This is a genomic window from Oceaniferula spumae (assembly GCF_042849255.1).
In the GTDB taxonomy this organism is placed as follows: domain Bacteria; phylum Verrucomicrobiota; class Verrucomicrobiia; order Verrucomicrobiales; family Akkermansiaceae; genus Oceaniferula; species Oceaniferula spumae.
Genome location: NZ_AP026866.1, coordinates 2,492,110 through 2,507,041 on the forward strand (window position 1 = coordinate 2,492,110; position 14,932 = coordinate 2,507,041).

Consider the following 14,932-nt stretch of genomic DNA (forward strand, 5'->3'; position numbering starts at 1 on the left):
CTCAATGGTGTATTCTAAACGAATACACCTTATATCAGTAATTGAACGCAGGTATACAAGTGGAAAAACGAGCTGCTGCTCATTTTCATTAGAAATCGTCCACTATTGAACACCGACCATCCGGGAAATGCAGACTCAGAACAGACGTATTGCCAAATTTTCTATTCCTGATTTAATCCGCGAATTACATCACCAACCCATGAGCACCACGAATAATTCCAACTGCCTCCGCCTTTCCATTATGATGTTCCTCCAGTTTTTTGCTTGGGGATCATGGTTTGCCACTCTTGCCCTGGCCATGGGTAGTAATGGTCTAGGCGACTCCATTGGCGGCGCCTACGAAAGCGCTCCCCTCGCAGCGATCTTCGCGCCTCTTTTCCTCGGACTGATCGCCGACCGCTTGTTTCCTTCTGAAAAAGTCATGGGTGTGCTGATGCTCATCGGTGGCGGCATTATGTGTGCCATCGCAATGATCGCGCCTGAGGGAGCTGAAAAAGGCCCGCTGATCGTGAAGCTGATGATCGCCTACATGCTCTGCTACATGCCTACACTCGGGCTTGGAAACACGATCACCTTCACCCACCTGCCACAGGAGCAGTTTCCCAAGGCACGCGTCTGGGGAACGATTGGCTGGATCGTGGCAGGTCTCGCACTGGGAATGGCAGGCTGGTCTGCTTCGTTGAACATTTTCTGGCTCGGAGCCATCTCCAGCCTGGCGCTCGGAGTCTATAGCTTCACCCTGCCCAGCACACCTCCACCAGCCAAGGGCACTCCGATTGATATCGGATCTCTGCTGATGTTAGATGCCTTCAAACTTCTGAAAAAACCGTCGTTCTTGGTGTTTGCGATCTGCTCGACCTTGATCTGCATCCCACTCGCTTACTACTACGGTCAGACCTCAGCCTACCTTGGCGCCACTGGGTTCCACGAGGCCGGTTCCGCGATGACCCTCGGCCAGATGTCCGAAATTATTTTCATGATCCTGATTCCGTTTTTCTTCCGCAAGTTAGGGGTGAAAATGATGCTGCTCATTGGCATGGGCTGCTGGGTGGCTCGCTATGCTCTGTTTGCCTTTGGCGCTCCCGATCAGATTACCTGGATGCTGCTGCTAGGTGTCGCGCTGCACGGTATTTGCTATGACTTCTTCTTCGTCACCGGATTTATCTATACCGATAAAAAAGCACCCGCCGAAGTCCGTGGCCAGGCACAGTCGCTACTCGTTTTCCTAACACAAGGTCTGGGGATGTTCTTCGGCTTCCGCATGGCTTTCGGTGGCAACTGGCCATTTACCGACAAAGCTCTGCCTAACACCTATGGCGAATACGGCGCAGCCCCCGCCGGCCACGGACCACTGATGGAGAACATCAAGACCGCAGCGGGCGAAAAAGCCACACCGAGTTTCATCGACAGCATGCTAGGAATGTTCGGCAAAGGTTACCCAGAAGGGGTCGACAGCGATCTGGTTGCCACCGCGATGGAGGGATGGAAAAACTACTGGATGTTCCCAGCTGGCATGGCCGCCGTGATCTTCGTCGTCTTTGCCCTGTTCTTCTGGGATAAAGTGGATACCGACACCGATTTGGAAGAAGTCGCCAAAGCCGCATCTCCGGACGAAGAGTCCGCGATGTAATTCTCTATTTGATCGAAATAACGTTAAACCAATTTGCGTATCTATCCCATGTCCAAAGAATCATCTTTACCCCTATCGCACACCCGCCGCTCCACTCTGAAGGGTCTTGCGGCGTTGGCCACCGTGCAGATTGTGCCAAGTTACATCGCACTCGGCGGCCCCAAAGCCCCCAGTAATCAGCTGACCAAAGGCATCATCGGCTGCGGCGGCATCAGTGCCTCCCACCTAGGCATGCCAGGAAAATTGCTGGCTCTGTGTGATGTGGATAGCAATCACCTCGCACGCCGTATGGGCGATGCCAAGAAGCGTAAGGAAAATGATGTCACCGGCTACGCGGATTTCCGTGAGCTGATCGCCCGCAAGGACATCGATATTGTCCACGTGGCCACCCCACCTCATTGGCACGCGCTGATGTCCATCGCTGCCGCCAAAGCAGGCAAGGACGTTTGGTGTGAAAAGCCCATGTCGCGCACCATCGGCGAAGGTATTGCCATGGTCAAAGCCGTCGAGGATCAAAAGCGCATGTTCCGTCTCAACACCTGGTTCCGTTTCCGTGGAAATTACTACGGCCTCGGCCGCCCTGCATCCGAGGCGTGGAAAGTGGTTCATCATAAACTGCTGGGAGACGGCCCTTATACCTTCAATCTTGGCACCGGCTTCGTCGGTAACTGGAAGCTGAAACAATGGTCCGGCCGCACCGACCTGAAAGAGCAACCCGTCCCCAAACACCTCGACTACAATTTCTGGCTCGGACCAGCACCGTTGAAACCCTACCATCCACACCGCGTTCACGGATCATTCCGTGGATACTGGGATTACGATGGCGGCGGCCTCGGCGACATGGGCCAGCACTATCTGGACCCCTGCCAGTTTGTTCTCGGTAAAGACGGCGAGAGCCCCGTGCACGTCGAAGTCGATACCCAGAAGCAGGACATCGACGCCGTGCTTCCATGGCGACGCATTGAACTGACCTATGCCGACGGAACCAAAATTATTCTCGATGCATCCAACAAACCCAAGGACCCCATCATTTCCGGGCCCAAAGGTAGCATTTATCGTGGATTTAAATCGGATGTTCCGGACCTCGATAAGAAGCTCAAGGAACTGGCCGGACCACCACCGATGATCACTGATTTCCATCAGTCCGTTCGCGAACGCAAACCCTTCGCTCTCAACCAGCGCAACGGATTCCGCTCATGCACGATCATTAACATCGCCAAGGTAGCCCTGCGTATGAACAAACCTCTGCGCTTCGACTCCAAGAAGCTCGAGTTCATCGATGATGCCGAGGCTAATAAATACATCAACCAGCCGATGCGCGGACCTTGGACGCTCTAGACGATTCACTGCAAACGGCGGCTTTACATCGACGCCCAATCGTTGAAGCTACCGTCAGGCCATCTTGATGACCTGCCACGTTGCCCATCGTCCCATGAACTCAAAGACAGCCCTCCGATCATGCTTGCCAGTGCTTGCTGTCGTAGGGCTGTTCTCCAGCAGCAAGCTCCAGGCCGATCCAATCCAAGCGTCGTGCCGGACCACATGCCTCGGTAAGTGGAACGGCCCTGAGCTTTTTATCAAACATGGCTCCGACTATCAGAAAATTTCTCTTTTAGACCTGGGATTATCACAGCCCTATCTCATCCCATCCGACAATCAGGTATCGATCTATCAGGAAAACGCCGACGCAGGCGCGGCCGATCCCTACACATTGATCAGGGAAGTTTTCCTCCCCAAGGAGATGACCGATGCAATACTGGTGTTCATTCCGGGAGAAAAGGGAGCCAAGTTCGAATTGAAGGTTTTGGATTTCAATATTAAAACCTATCCGGGAGGGGCGGCAAGATTCGTCAACCTCTGTGCTGAATCGGTCGAAGTCACTTTGGGCGATCAGCACAAGGTGTTAGCTCCCGATGAAATGGGCTTGTTAGGCGAAGAAGTCACTGACAAAACCACCTCAGCCATGGCTGCAAGTTTCCTCTCGAAAGAAGATGATGACCTCCAGCCCGGCCTGATCAAAACAGTCCTCCTTAGAACACCTACCAAACGACAAACCTTTTTCCTAAGCTCCCTAAAAAAACCTGATGGCCCGCCCACGCTTACGTTCAGGGTCTTGGTTGATTTCAAACGCTAATAACTACTTCTTAATTCACCACCAATACTTGATACCATGACTAAAATTCTCTGCGCCGGAGCAGGCCATATGGGCCGCTCACATGCTCTCGCCTATCACAATATCCCCGAGTTCGAAATCGTCGGCATCTGCACTCGATCCGCCGGATCACGCGAAAAACTCAACGAGGAACTCGGCGGTGGCTACGCGCTTTTCGACGATTACTACAAGGCGCTCGAAGAAACCAAGCCTGACGCTGTCTCCATTTCAACCTATCCTGACACCCACGCGCCATATGCCATCGCTGCCATCGAAGCTGGCTGTGATGTATTTATCGAAAAACCACTCGCGGAAACCGTCGAGGAAGCGCAGAGCATCGTGGATGCGGCTAAAAAACATGGTCGCAAACTTGTCATCGGTTACATCCTCCGCCACCACCCGAGCTGGCAGAAATTTATCGAGATGTCCCATGACCTCGGCAAGCCGCTGGTCATGCGCATGAACCTGAACCAGCAATCATTCGGCGATAACTGGGAAACGCATAAAAACCTCATGTCCTCGATTTCACCGATTGTTGACTGCGGCGTGCACTACGTCGATGTCATGTGCCAGATGACCCGCTCCAAGCCTATTCGAGTCGCTGGCCTTGGAGCCCGTTTGTCCGATGAACTCCCGGAAGGAAAAATCAATTACGGCCACCTACAAGTCACCTTCGAAGACGGTTCCGTAGGCTGGTACGAAGCCGGCTGGGGTCCCATGATGAGCGAAACCGCCTTCTTCGTGAAGGACGTCGTCGGCCCCAAAGGCTGTGTCACCATCGAGGCCAAAGAAGCCGCCGGCGAAGGTGCTTCGGCCGACGTCGATGCCCACACCAAGACCAACACCCTGCGCCGCCACTTCTCCGAGCTCGATGAAAACAACCAGTTTGTCAAAAAAGACGAGTGGACCGAAACCGGCGATGAGCCGGACCACGATGAACTCTGCCACCGCGAGCAGGCGTTTTTCCTCGATGCCATCCAAAACGACGTCGACCTAACAGACCACATGGACGATGCCATCAACTCCATGAAAATCGTCGCCGCCGCGGATAAATCATTCCGCACCGGAGAGATCGTGCAGCTCTAAGTCACTCGATCAAGTCACCCCAGCCTTGCAACGCTATCACCGTCTAACAACTCAAGCTTCAGATACTTCCGCCCGATCGGTTGCATGCCTCTGGCCATCCAGTCTTTGAAGTTTGCAATGCATTGTTGCACAGGGAATCGCATCATCACCGGCTTCGGCCGTACCCATTCAAAGCGCTGGTCAAAAGCAAAAGATATCACCGACAAGTCCTGAGGAATGCGGATTCCGTTCACCGCACAATATCCATACAAGGATAACAGATGCGTGTCCTCAAACACCACCACCGCGGTCGGGCGCAGGCTTGCGAACGACTTCTTCCAATAGTCGTTCCATACCTCCGGCACGCTCTCGGTGAATTCCGGGCAGTAGTCCTCCCACTTTCCCTCTTTCGGCTGTTCGGCTACACCCATGCGCAATCCACCTAACACCGCCTTGCGAACACTTGCCATACTTCCCTCCAGGGGGAGCAGGATTCGATGGTGGCCCAGTTTCGAGAGCAACTCCACAACACGCGCGATCTCCTTGTCCAAGGCATAGGCCGTTAGACTGACCGACACATCACTAGGGAAATCTCCACCCAGCTGGTAGCACGGCAAGCGAAGCGCAGCCTCCCTACCCCATCCGCTGCCCGGCATGTGCAAGACCAAGGCATCAGCCGCGTGCCGCTCAATCAATTTTTTCAGTGCCAGCCCCGGCTTACGCGCACGGCCGTAATCCACACGTGCCCACATCGCCTGGCCACCCTCGCGTTCCCAAATTTCCTGCATCTCACGCATCATCATCACATCACAGTAACTCAAGGGAACGTGCGCCTGGTGTAAGAATAACAGTCGCTGCCCCCTTCGCGCTTCCACGTTTTTTCCCCCCAGCGCAGACTTGCAGATCACTCGGCGCTTACCCGTCACTGCCGGTTCTAACAATCCACGCTGTTCCAGCAAATCCAGCGCCCTCGCACAGGTCTTCACATTGACGCCAAACCGATCCGCCAAAGGCCTCTTCCCAGGCAGCTTCCCGTCCCATGTCTGCACCCTGATCGCATGCTCTATCCTCTCCGCCAGCTGAACCACCAGCGATTTACGTTCTATGCTTTCTCCCATCTAGCAACGAACATGTCACCACAGGCCCACCCTGTCCAGCCAATACCGATCCATCAAAAGGACCAGTTATGAGCCAACTTCACGCAAATCAGCCTTCAACCTACCCCTTGAGCGGACCAGTCAAATCCACCATCTCTCACTTCCAGCCTCTCTGTATCCGCTATATCCATACATAACAGTAAGAACGAAAACCATGATGAAATCTTCCACCTCTCTCTGGTTCACCATCAGTTCACTCGGCCTCGCAGCCTAAACCCAGCAACAGGCACCCTCTTCTAACAAACTTCGCCATCAATCACTCTCACCACAAGTCATGAAAAAAACGCTCCTGACCCTGCTCGCAATCGCAGCCCCTCTGCTGGCCACGGCTGAAAACAAACACCCCAACGTTCTGTTTATCTCAGTGGATGACCTCAACGACTGGATCGGCTGCATGGGCGGCAACGAGCAATCGGTGACACCCAACTTCGACCGCCTCGCGAAAAGCGGCATGCTCTTCACCAACGCGCACTGCGTCGCCCCCGCCTGTAATCCCTCACGCACCGCGGTAATGACCGGCCGCTCCACCCACAAAACCGGGGTCTATGACAACGGCCAAAACATGCGCGACGTCCTGCCCGACGAAAAAATCCTCCCGGAGTACTTTGCCAACCACGGCTACTGGTCCGCAGGCTCTGGAAAAATCCTCCACTACTTCACCGATGCCCGCTCGTGGGACACATACTTTCCAAAAAAGGAAAAGGAGATGCCTATCCCTCCGACCTACTACCCATCGAACCGACCGGTTTCACTCAAACGTGGCGGACCCTGGCAGTATGTCGAGACCGACTGGGGCCCGATGCCTGTCAGCGACAAAAAATTCGGAGGCGACTACTCCGTTTCCGAATGGGTGGGCAAAGAACTGGCAAAGAAGCACGACAAACCCTTCTTCCTCGCCTGCGGTATTTATCGGCCGCACGAGCCATGGTTCGTTCCTCAAAAATATTTCGACAAGTTCCCCCTGGATACCATCAAGCTCCCGCCCGCATACAAAGAAGACGACCTCAGCGATCTCCCGCAAGCAGGGCAAAACACCGGCCGAAATCGCTACTTCGCCCACATCCGCAAACAGGGGCAGTGGAAAAAGGGAGTGCAAGGCTACCTCGCATCCATCAACTTTGCCGATGCGATGTTAGGCCGCGTGCTGGACGCACTTGATCAAGGGCCTAACAAAAACAACACCATCGTCATCCTCTGGTCTGACCACGGATGGCATCTTGGTTCAAAAGAGCACTGGCAAAAATACACCGCATGGCGTGCATGCACCCGAGTCCCCTTGATGGTTAAGGTTCCGGAAAAGGCATCCCCCGCCCTTCCTTCAGGCGTAAAGCCCGGTTCTGTTAGTGATCAGCCTGTCTCCTTGATCTCGATTTTTCCGACTCTCACCGAGCTATGCGGACTTCCCTCCAAGCCGGGGGTCGATGGCCATTCCATCCTGCCCATTCTCAAAGACCCCTCCAAGGCCGTCGATCCGGTAGCAATCACCTATCTCCACCAAGTCGGCAGCATCGGAATTTCCGGCAAGGACTGGCGCTACATCCGCTACAACGACAAATCAGAGGAACTCTACAACATCAAACAAGACCCCTACGAATGGAACAACCTTGCCGGAGACAATAAGTATGTGGATAAGCTGGTCGAGTTTCGCAAACACATCCCTAACCATTTTGTTCCGAAACCTGCCGTCAAGGTGGTCGATCTAACACCCTTGAAATGGCACCCCTACCAAGAAGGCGCAAAGCTCCCCGTTTCCAAACCTGATGGCGCACTCACGCGCCTCGCATTTGTCAATCGCTTGGAACAACCGGTGCAAATCCACCACATCTCAAAACAGGGGGAACTTCAGAAGCGCATGATGCTCAAACCTGGCATGACTCGCGAGCTCAAATCCAGTCCGGGCATGGCGTGGGCTGTCACCAACCTAACAGGAAAACCTCTCGGTCATTTCATTCACGGCGACCGCGCGGCCAAAGCTGTCATTCAAAACGGAACCAAGCCATGAAAAAATTCGGACTCATAGGCGGCACCTCATGGCGCTCAACGATCGCATATTATGAGAGGATCAATTCCTCCATCAATGCCATTCACAACGACAACACCAACCCACCTCTGTCACTGGTCAGCCTCAACCAAAAACTCATCCACGAACACCAGCGCAACTCGGATTGGAAATCCATCACCGCACTCATCACCGAGGCAGCGGATGAACTGCAGGAGGCGGGAGTTGAAGCCATCGCCTTTTGCGCCACCACTCCTCATAAGGTATTTCATGACGTTCAGCCAAAGCTGCACATACCCATTCTCCACATAGCGGATGCCATGGCCGAAGCCGCAGGCTCCCTTGGAGCAACCCGTCTTGGTCTTCTTGGAACACGCTTCACCATGGCGGAATGCTTCCTGCGCGACCGCCTGAAAAAGCACCATGGATTAGACACTCTTGTCCCCCCCGCACCAGTGCAAAAAGACATCCAAGCCCAAGTTTACAAAGATCTCTCCTCGGGAATTTTCGATGAAACTGCCAAGCGCACTCTGCTCGATGCCATGGAAAAACTCGCCCAGCGAGGTGCCGAAGCCATCGTTCTCGGATGCACCGAATTTCCATTTCTCATCAACAGCTCAGATACCAGCCTGCCCCTCATCAACGCCATTGACTGCCACTGCAATCAAATCACCCGCTTCATCAAAGGTGAGCTATCCACTGACTTCCGCAAATCACGCCCCTCGCATTTACCCTCGATGATCGCATGGCCTAGCCAATCCGAAACATAAACAAATTACTCACGATGATGACATACCCACCAATCAGCCCCCTCCGCAGGGTAAACAAGGCACAAGGCTTCGCCCTCATTGCCACCATCTCCGTCATGGTGCTCATGGTGATGATTTCCCTCGCTACCCTGAGCCTCTCCACCCTCACAATCCGCCAGTCTCAACAGAACGAGCACCAGACCGCTGCCGAGACGAACGCACGCATGGCACTGATGCTCGCCCTCGCCGAGCTCCAGAAAAACGTCGGCCCCGATCAGCGCGTCACTGCCACCTCTGCCATCTTCGATACCGATCCCACCACTCTGGAAATCGACGACGTCGCCAATCCCCACATCGTCGGCGCATGGTCCACGCTCGACGACGACGGAATCCCCATCATCGAACGCCATGACGATGGCTACCTCACCGACAAACGCAACCCCGGCACCGCAGCCTACAACCACAAAGAGAAGGTGCTTCGCTGGCTGGTCAGCAGCCAGGACAACAGTTTCGACCCCCGCACCACCACACTCAACGACACCAACTCCGTCACTCTGGTCAAGTCCGCCAACGGTCCCATCCGCGCCCCGCTGGTCGACACGCGCCCTACCGACTCACCAAACGACAACCCTAACGGTGCTTACGCCTACCACGTCTCCGACCTCGGAGTCATGGCGCCCATCACCCAAGTCAACGAAAACATCGACCAGACCCCTGACATCAACACCCCGGATAACGGCGGCTATGCCAACCTCTACACCGGCAGAAAACGCCCCTACGATGTGCTCACGGAAACCTCCGCCGCATTCACTGAAATCTCCTCGGACGAGGTCGTGAAGGACCCTTCCAAATCGACCAAGTTCATCACCATAGACACCACGGACTTCAAGATCGACGGCTCCAAGAACCCCGCCGCCGCCGCGCTCTACCTCCAGCACCCCCAGTCGTTCTGTCTAACCAACGCCGCCCTGCTCACCGACACCCTCAACGGCGGCCTGCGCATCGACCTCACACCCTACGTGCGCGACGCCACCGCATTAGGCTCCGCCTCCATCCCCACCGGCACCAACACCTCCAAGGGCGACTTCGATCCAATCATCGCACACGACCGCATGCGCACCTTCTCACCCAAGTTCGGAGCCCTGCGTGACTACGCCCAGCTCGCCAACTACGTCGGCACCGACCGCGCTGCCAAACCCCGCAACCCGCTCGCCGGTGGCGGTCAGCTCAATAATTTCCCCGACCCCACCCGGGTGACCAAACAAGGGTTTCACCCCATCATCACCGAGTGGAACGAATACTACGGAGTCGCCAAAGACCCATCCACTAACAGCGGCCTACGCCTCATGATCTACCCCAGAATCACCCTCTGGAATCCCTACAATGTCAAAATCTCCTCTTCCCGCTACATCTTTCAGGTTTGCACACAGCTGGGATTCTTCCTCGGCATGGAAAAAGCGCCCGGATCCACATGGAGCGGAAACCCGAACTTCGCCTACGGCACCACCTGGCGCTACTTCGGCGGCTTCGTCAATGGCGACGGCACAAGGATGCGCCCCCGATGGGCATGCTACCAGCTTGAACCCGCAGAACTGGAGCCCGGCCAGGCCATCACCTTCATGCCTCCCAATGGCGTGATCAAAGAATACCAGAAGCGTGATGAAAATATCGCCACTAATATCCTCGTCCCGAATGCAGATCCAGGCGGCATGCTCGGTGCCTTCCACCTCGACGCCTTCGGCGGAAATGGCTCTAACAAATGGAACTCTTCCTGGTTCCTCGACCACTACAGGATCACCCGCAATACCATTAACGGATCCAGAGGTAGCCCGCAAGCGATCCTACGCCTGGCTCCCGCCGGTCTCGCAGGCTCGTTTGCCGATGTGATCGCCGGCGGAGATTCAGACAACCCGGACTACCCGATCGTCCACGTCTTCGACATCTCCGGCCGCATCCCGGGCAAACAGGAATACTACCAGCGGTTCTCAAGCCAAGGCCCCTTCGTCCCCTTCAATACTCTCTCTCCGAGCAACAATAACATCCCCTACACCCGCTCGAAAATGGGCGGCCGCCTCAAAGCATTCAACGAAATCGGCGCCAATATCTCCAACCACAACAACGCCATGTGGAACTATCCCCTGTTTGAAGCCAACAACCTACATTCCCCCTTCATCCGCCGCTCCCCATGGGACATTCCGACCATCTCGAGTACCCAAACCGTAAGTAGCCCTCAGCTCGAAACAATCGCTTACGGTCCCGTCACGATGGATGAAGTTGAACCACCCGGCTACATCGACGGCTTCTTCAGTCCTCGCTTCAACGACGTGGCGGAAAACTCCCCCTTCCAGAATGCCAACGCCCACCCCGGCGAGCTGCGTTTCATCTTGTTCGACATCCCGGCATCCGCCGATGCCATCTTCAACCTCGCCCAATTCCGCGGCGCAACACTTACCCACGAGTTCTCCGCTCCCACCTTCATCCTCGGCGAAAGCCTGGTCAACCCCGCTTCACCACGTGATCAGTCAGCTTACTCGATTGAAAAATACACCGACTTCTGGAAAGAGGGCATCAACTACGAAGGAAGCCCCAATGGCGCGGACAACACCCATGTCCAGAAACACACCTCGTGGTGGCAACCCGAATATGGCGACCCGCTGAATGGCAATCTGGAAAACTACGCCGCCTTCGATTACCGCTTCGAGACCAACCACGCCCTCTGGGACCGTTATTTCTTCTCCACCCGGCCCGATGCCGCCGCACTGGACACCCCCAACCCCTTCCCCAACCGCCACATCCAGATCACCGACACCACCGGCTCCATCGACGGCGACAAAATCGCCGCCAGCCTGCAACTGAGAAACCACCACTCGGTCAACTCGACCAATCTCCTCGCCTGGAAATCCCTGCTCATGGCCAGCCGTGGCGTCAACATCCCCCATCGCAACGGCAGCTCTACCGCCTCGGACAAAACCCCCGTCATCAGCACCTCGGAGTCCGAATCCGGGGCCTCCAATCCGGCAGCCACCACCGACGCCGAGACCTGGTCCGGCTTCCGCGAGCTCGATGACGACCAGATCAACGCCCTTGCCGAGGAAATCGTCGCCGAGGTCAAGCGCCGCGCCCCCTTCATCTCCATCTCGGACTTCGTCAACCGCCGCCTCTACCAGGGACCGGACCCGCAAAGCAGCCCGGCGCTCAGCGCCCAGTCGCAGGAGGACATCTTCTCCTACGCCGGCCCGCTCGAGATCGCCATCCGCAAAGCCAATCTGAACGCGCCTCTCAAGGACTTCTCGATTAGCAATGCCAGCTCTTACGAAGCCCCGGAGCTTTCGACACCGAGACACGTCACCGCCAACATGCCGGAGGAGGTCTACGCAGGAGCACCCGCCCACATTTCCCAGGGCAAAATTCTGCAGTCGATCGGCTCCACCATCACCGCCCGCTCGGATACCTTCAAGATCCGCGCCTACGGCTCCTCCAAGGACGCCACCGGCCGCGTCATCGCCGAGGCCTACTGCGAGGCCATCGTCCAGCGCACAGCCGATTTTGTCGACCCAAGTGACACCGCCAACACCCCCGTCGTCTCGCTCACCTCCGAGGCCAACCGCAACTTCGGCCGTCGTTTCATCATTCAATCCTTCCGCTGGCTGCCAAAAACTGAAGTCAACTAACAGTTGCCACGCCAACCCACACCTCTAACACCATGACCCGCCCGATTTTACTCACCGCCCTCGGCCTCGCCTTGGCCCCCGTCACCTCCACCGCACAGTCGGTCGACGAGCCACCCAAGGAATTCAACGCCAAGGTCATCGCCCTCGGCCACCAACGCGCTGCCACCTTCGTCCGTAGCAAGAAGGACCGCGTCATGGAGGTGCCTAACGTCGATGGTTCCAAGATGGAAAAAGTGGTCATCAAGGCCGGCACTCCCATCGAAGTGAGGGGTGAAAAATTCGAATATCTCCCCGCCCAAGTGTTCTATCAGAACCGCACCCAGGGTGAGCTCGAGGATATGAAGCCGCTCCGCCTTGTCGCCAATCAGATCTCCCCCACTCTCACCATCAAGCCCCGCACCACGCTGAACCTCAGCCTCAGAACACCGGCGGCCAACCCGGACGACAAAGCCACCTTCAGCCCCTACGTCGCGGCCACTCTGCCTTCGGCCGATTCCCTGGTCACCCTCGTCGCGAACATCAAGGACAAGGAGTTCTGGCGTAAACCCTCTGTCTTCACCTTCGACACCAGCCCGCAGGCGCTCCCGCCAGCCAGCCTCTTTTTCTTCAACGCCACCCCCTTTCCCATCGAGCTCGATGTACCGCTCCGTGACTCCAAGGAACCGTTGATCGTGGAGGCCTACAAAACCGCCACAGTCCAGCCAGGCGTCAACTCCAAGGGCCGTACCCGCGCCATCGTTAAACTGATTTCTCGCAAAGCGGGGATCAAAAAACAATTCTACTACAACACCGTATTGGTCCCCCAGAACGGTCGGGTTTATCTGATGGCTCATTTTGACCCCACCCCCAACGCGCCCAACCCAGCGTGTATCGTTCAGTTTTCTGATAAGATAGCACCTGCATCACCAGTATCTAACTAGAGCCACCGTCGGCCCTCCTTGTTTCATGAAATCCACTATCCTTGCTTTGATCGTCAGCCTCTGCGGACTGGCATCACTCAGTGCCTCTAAACCTAACATCGTCCTGTTCATCACCGATGACCAGAGCCCCATCGCCGGCTGTTACGGATCACCTTTGATTCAAACACCGCACCTTGACCAGCTCGCCAAGGAAGGCACCATGTTCACCCGTGCCTACGCCACCACCGCCTCATGCTCGGCCAGCCGTTCTGTCATTCTAACAGGAATTCAAAACCATGCCAACGGTCAGTTTGGCCACACTCACGACTACCATAAATTCGAGACCTTCAAGAGCTGCGCCGCCCTCAGTCTCCCCAACCAACTACGCGCCAACGGATATCGTACAGTCCAGATGGGAAAACTCCACGTCGCACCTGAGGCGGTTTACCAGTTCGATCAATACCTCGCCGAAAAAGGTGGTGGTCACAACACGCCAGCATGGATCGAAAACTGCAAACCCCTGTTCAACGAAAAGTCGGACAAACCCTTCTTCCTCTACCTCGCCACCCATGACCCCCATCGCAGCGGTGGTATCGACAACTCGGCTCCTGAAAAGCTCAAGCCAAACCTCTTTGGCAATCCTCCCGTGGGAAAAGAATACCCCGGTACCAAAGAGGTCGTTTATGATCCTGCCAAAGTTCCCGTGCCATCCTATCTTCCCGACACCATGGAGTGCCGCCGCGAAATAGCGCAGTATTACCAATCATGCACCCGCACGGACAAAGCACTTGGCAGACTGGTGGCCGCACTCAAGGAAGCGGGTCAGTATGAGAACACGGTGATCATTTTCACAGCCGACCACGGCATGGCATTCCCTGGTGCCAAAACGACGGTCTATGAAGCCGGTCTTCGTGTTCCCTTCATTGTGAAAATGCCCGGCAAAAAAGGAAACATCGTCAATGACGCCATGCTCTCTCACGTGGATATCACCCCGTCCATTCTCGACATTGCGGGAGCTCTCAACGAAGAAAAAACGGCCCCCGCCAAACTCCTTCCCATCCCCAAAGTCGGACACGGAGAGAACTCCGGAGCGAAATTCAAATTCCGCCACTACCACGGCCGCTCATGGATTCCTCTGCTAGGCAACTCTAACAGAACCGGCTGGGATGAAGTTTTTGCCTCCCACACTTTCCACGAAATCCAAATGTACTACCCCATGCGCGCCATCATCGGCCGTAACTACAAACTCATCTGGAACATCGCCTCACCACTCCCATACCCCTTCGCCTCAGACCTCTGGGTGGCATCCACCTGGCAGGCCCAGTTCCAAAAAGGCAAGGAAGCCAACTACGGAAACCGCAGCGTACAGTCCTACATCCAGCGCCCGAAGTTCGAACTCTACAACATCTCCCAAGATCCTGCCGAATCCAAAAACCTGACCAAGGATCCTGCCATGGCCAATAAACTCGAGGAACGCAAACAGCGGATGAAAAAACTGCAAAAGGAAACCCAGGATCCGTGGATCCTCAAGTGGCGCTACGAGTGAAACCATCTAACAAGACCTCAAAACCTTCGCTGCGAAATGATCACCAACCAACCGTCAAGATGGC

General features: G+C 55.6%; 10 protein-coding genes. 9 read left to right on the plus strand and 1 reads right to left on the minus strand.

Annotation, left to right across the window (positions count from 1 at the left end):
* Positions 1-199 precede the first annotated feature (199 nt).
* The 4 genes from ACSPJT_RS10285 to ACSPJT_RS10300 all read left to right on the plus strand — a co-directional run bounded on the left by ACSPJT_RS10285 (position 200) and on the right by ACSPJT_RS10300 (position 4,868).
* Positions 200-1,630: a nucleoside permease gene (locus tag ACSPJT_RS10285; RefSeq protein ID WP_435892459.1), complete on the plus strand. Its 1,431-nt coding sequence runs from the start codon at positions 200-202 to the stop codon at positions 1,628-1,630.
* Between the two features lie 48 nt (positions 1,631-1,678).
* Positions 1,679-2,968: a Gfo/Idh/MocA family oxidoreductase gene (locus ACSPJT_RS10290; protein ID WP_435892460.1), complete on the plus strand. Its 1,290-nt coding sequence runs from the start codon at positions 1,679-1,681 to the stop codon at positions 2,966-2,968.
* A gap of 94 nt (positions 2,969-3,062) precedes the next feature.
* Positions 3,063-3,764, plus strand: a complete 702-nt coding sequence (locus ACSPJT_RS10295) for a hypothetical protein (protein WP_435892461.1) — start codon at positions 3,063-3,065, stop codon at positions 3,762-3,764.
* 36 nt (positions 3,765-3,800) lie between these two features.
* The gene (locus ACSPJT_RS10300) at positions 3,801-4,868 is read left to right on the plus strand and encodes a Gfo/Idh/MocA family protein (protein WP_435892462.1); all 1,068 of its coding nucleotides are present in this window, start codon (positions 3,801-3,803) and stop codon (positions 4,866-4,868) included.
* Between the two features lie 14 nt (positions 4,869-4,882).
* On the opposite strand, the gene ACSPJT_RS10305 is transcribed toward ACSPJT_RS10300, so the two are convergent.
* Positions 4,883-5,965 (minus strand): substrate-binding domain-containing protein, encoded by a 1,083-nt coding sequence (locus tag ACSPJT_RS10305; RefSeq protein WP_435892463.1) that lies wholly within the window; start codon positions 5,963-5,965, stop codon positions 4,883-4,885.
* Positions 5,966-6,278: 313 nt separating this feature from the next.
* Between ACSPJT_RS10305 and ACSPJT_RS10310 the strand changes: the two genes are divergently transcribed.
* Genes ACSPJT_RS10310 through ACSPJT_RS10330 form a run of 5 tightly spaced genes read left to right on the plus strand, consistent with a single transcriptional unit; the run spans position 6,279 to position 14,868 of the window.
* The gene (locus tag ACSPJT_RS10310) at positions 6,279-8,006 is read left to right on the plus strand and encodes a sulfatase (protein WP_435892464.1); all 1,728 of its coding nucleotides are present in this window, start codon (positions 6,279-6,281) and stop codon (positions 8,004-8,006) included.
* Positions 8,003-8,773 carry an aspartate/glutamate racemase family protein gene (locus ACSPJT_RS10315; RefSeq protein WP_435892465.1) on the plus strand — a complete coding sequence of 257 codons (771 nt, stop codon included), beginning with the start codon at positions 8,003-8,005 and terminating at the stop codon, positions 8,771-8,773. The genes ACSPJT_RS10310 and ACSPJT_RS10315 overlap by 4 nt, the downstream gene beginning before the upstream one ends.
* 14 nt (positions 8,774-8,787) lie before the next feature.
* A complete protein-coding gene (locus ACSPJT_RS10320; protein ID WP_435892466.1) occupies positions 8,788-12,423 on the plus strand; it encodes a hypothetical protein in 3,636 nt (1,211 codons plus the stop codon).
* A 32-nt stretch (positions 12,424-12,455) separates the two neighbouring features.
* Positions 12,456-13,343 carry a hypothetical protein gene (locus ACSPJT_RS10325; RefSeq protein WP_435892467.1) on the plus strand — a complete coding sequence of 296 codons (888 nt, stop codon included), beginning with the start codon at positions 12,456-12,458 and terminating at the stop codon, positions 13,341-13,343.
* 25 nt (positions 13,344-13,368) lie between these two features.
* Complete coding sequence (locus ACSPJT_RS10330) at positions 13,369-14,868, plus strand: sulfatase family protein (protein ID WP_435892468.1); 1,500 nt, start codon at positions 13,369-13,371, stop codon at positions 14,866-14,868.
* The last annotated feature ends 64 nt before the right edge of the window (positions 14,869-14,932 follow it).

Excerpts from the sequence above, each read along its gene's own strand:
- ACSPJT_RS10285 (WP_435892459.1), top strand. The coding sequence starts at position 200 with ATGAGCACCACGAATAATTCCAACTGCCTCCGCCTTTCCATTATGATG.
- ACSPJT_RS10290 (WP_435892460.1), top strand. The coding sequence starts at position 1,679 with ATGTCCAAAGAATCATCTTTACCCCTATCGCACACCCGCCGCTCCACT.
- ACSPJT_RS10295 (WP_435892461.1), top strand. The coding sequence starts at position 3,063 with ATGAACTCAAAGACAGCCCTCCGATCATGCTTGCCAGTGCTTGCTGTC.
- ACSPJT_RS10300 (WP_435892462.1), top strand. The coding sequence starts at position 3,801 with ATGACTAAAATTCTCTGCGCCGGAGCAGGCCATATGGGCCGCTCACAT.
- ACSPJT_RS10305 (WP_435892463.1), bottom strand. The coding sequence starts at position 5,965 with ATGGGAGAAAGCATAGAACGTAAATCGCTGGTGGTTCAGCTGGCGGAG.
- ACSPJT_RS10310 (WP_435892464.1), top strand. The coding sequence starts at position 6,279 with ATGAAAAAAACGCTCCTGACCCTGCTCGCAATCGCAGCCCCTCTGCTG.
- ACSPJT_RS10315 (WP_435892465.1), top strand. The coding sequence starts at position 8,003 with ATGAAAAAATTCGGACTCATAGGCGGCACCTCATGGCGCTCAACGATC.
- ACSPJT_RS10320 (WP_435892466.1), top strand. The coding sequence starts at position 8,788 with ATGATGACATACCCACCAATCAGCCCCCTCCGCAGGGTAAACAAGGCA.
- ACSPJT_RS10325 (WP_435892467.1), top strand. The coding sequence starts at position 12,456 with ATGACCCGCCCGATTTTACTCACCGCCCTCGGCCTCGCCTTGGCCCCC.
- ACSPJT_RS10330 (WP_435892468.1), top strand. The coding sequence starts at position 13,369 with ATGAAATCCACTATCCTTGCTTTGATCGTCAGCCTCTGCGGACTGGCA.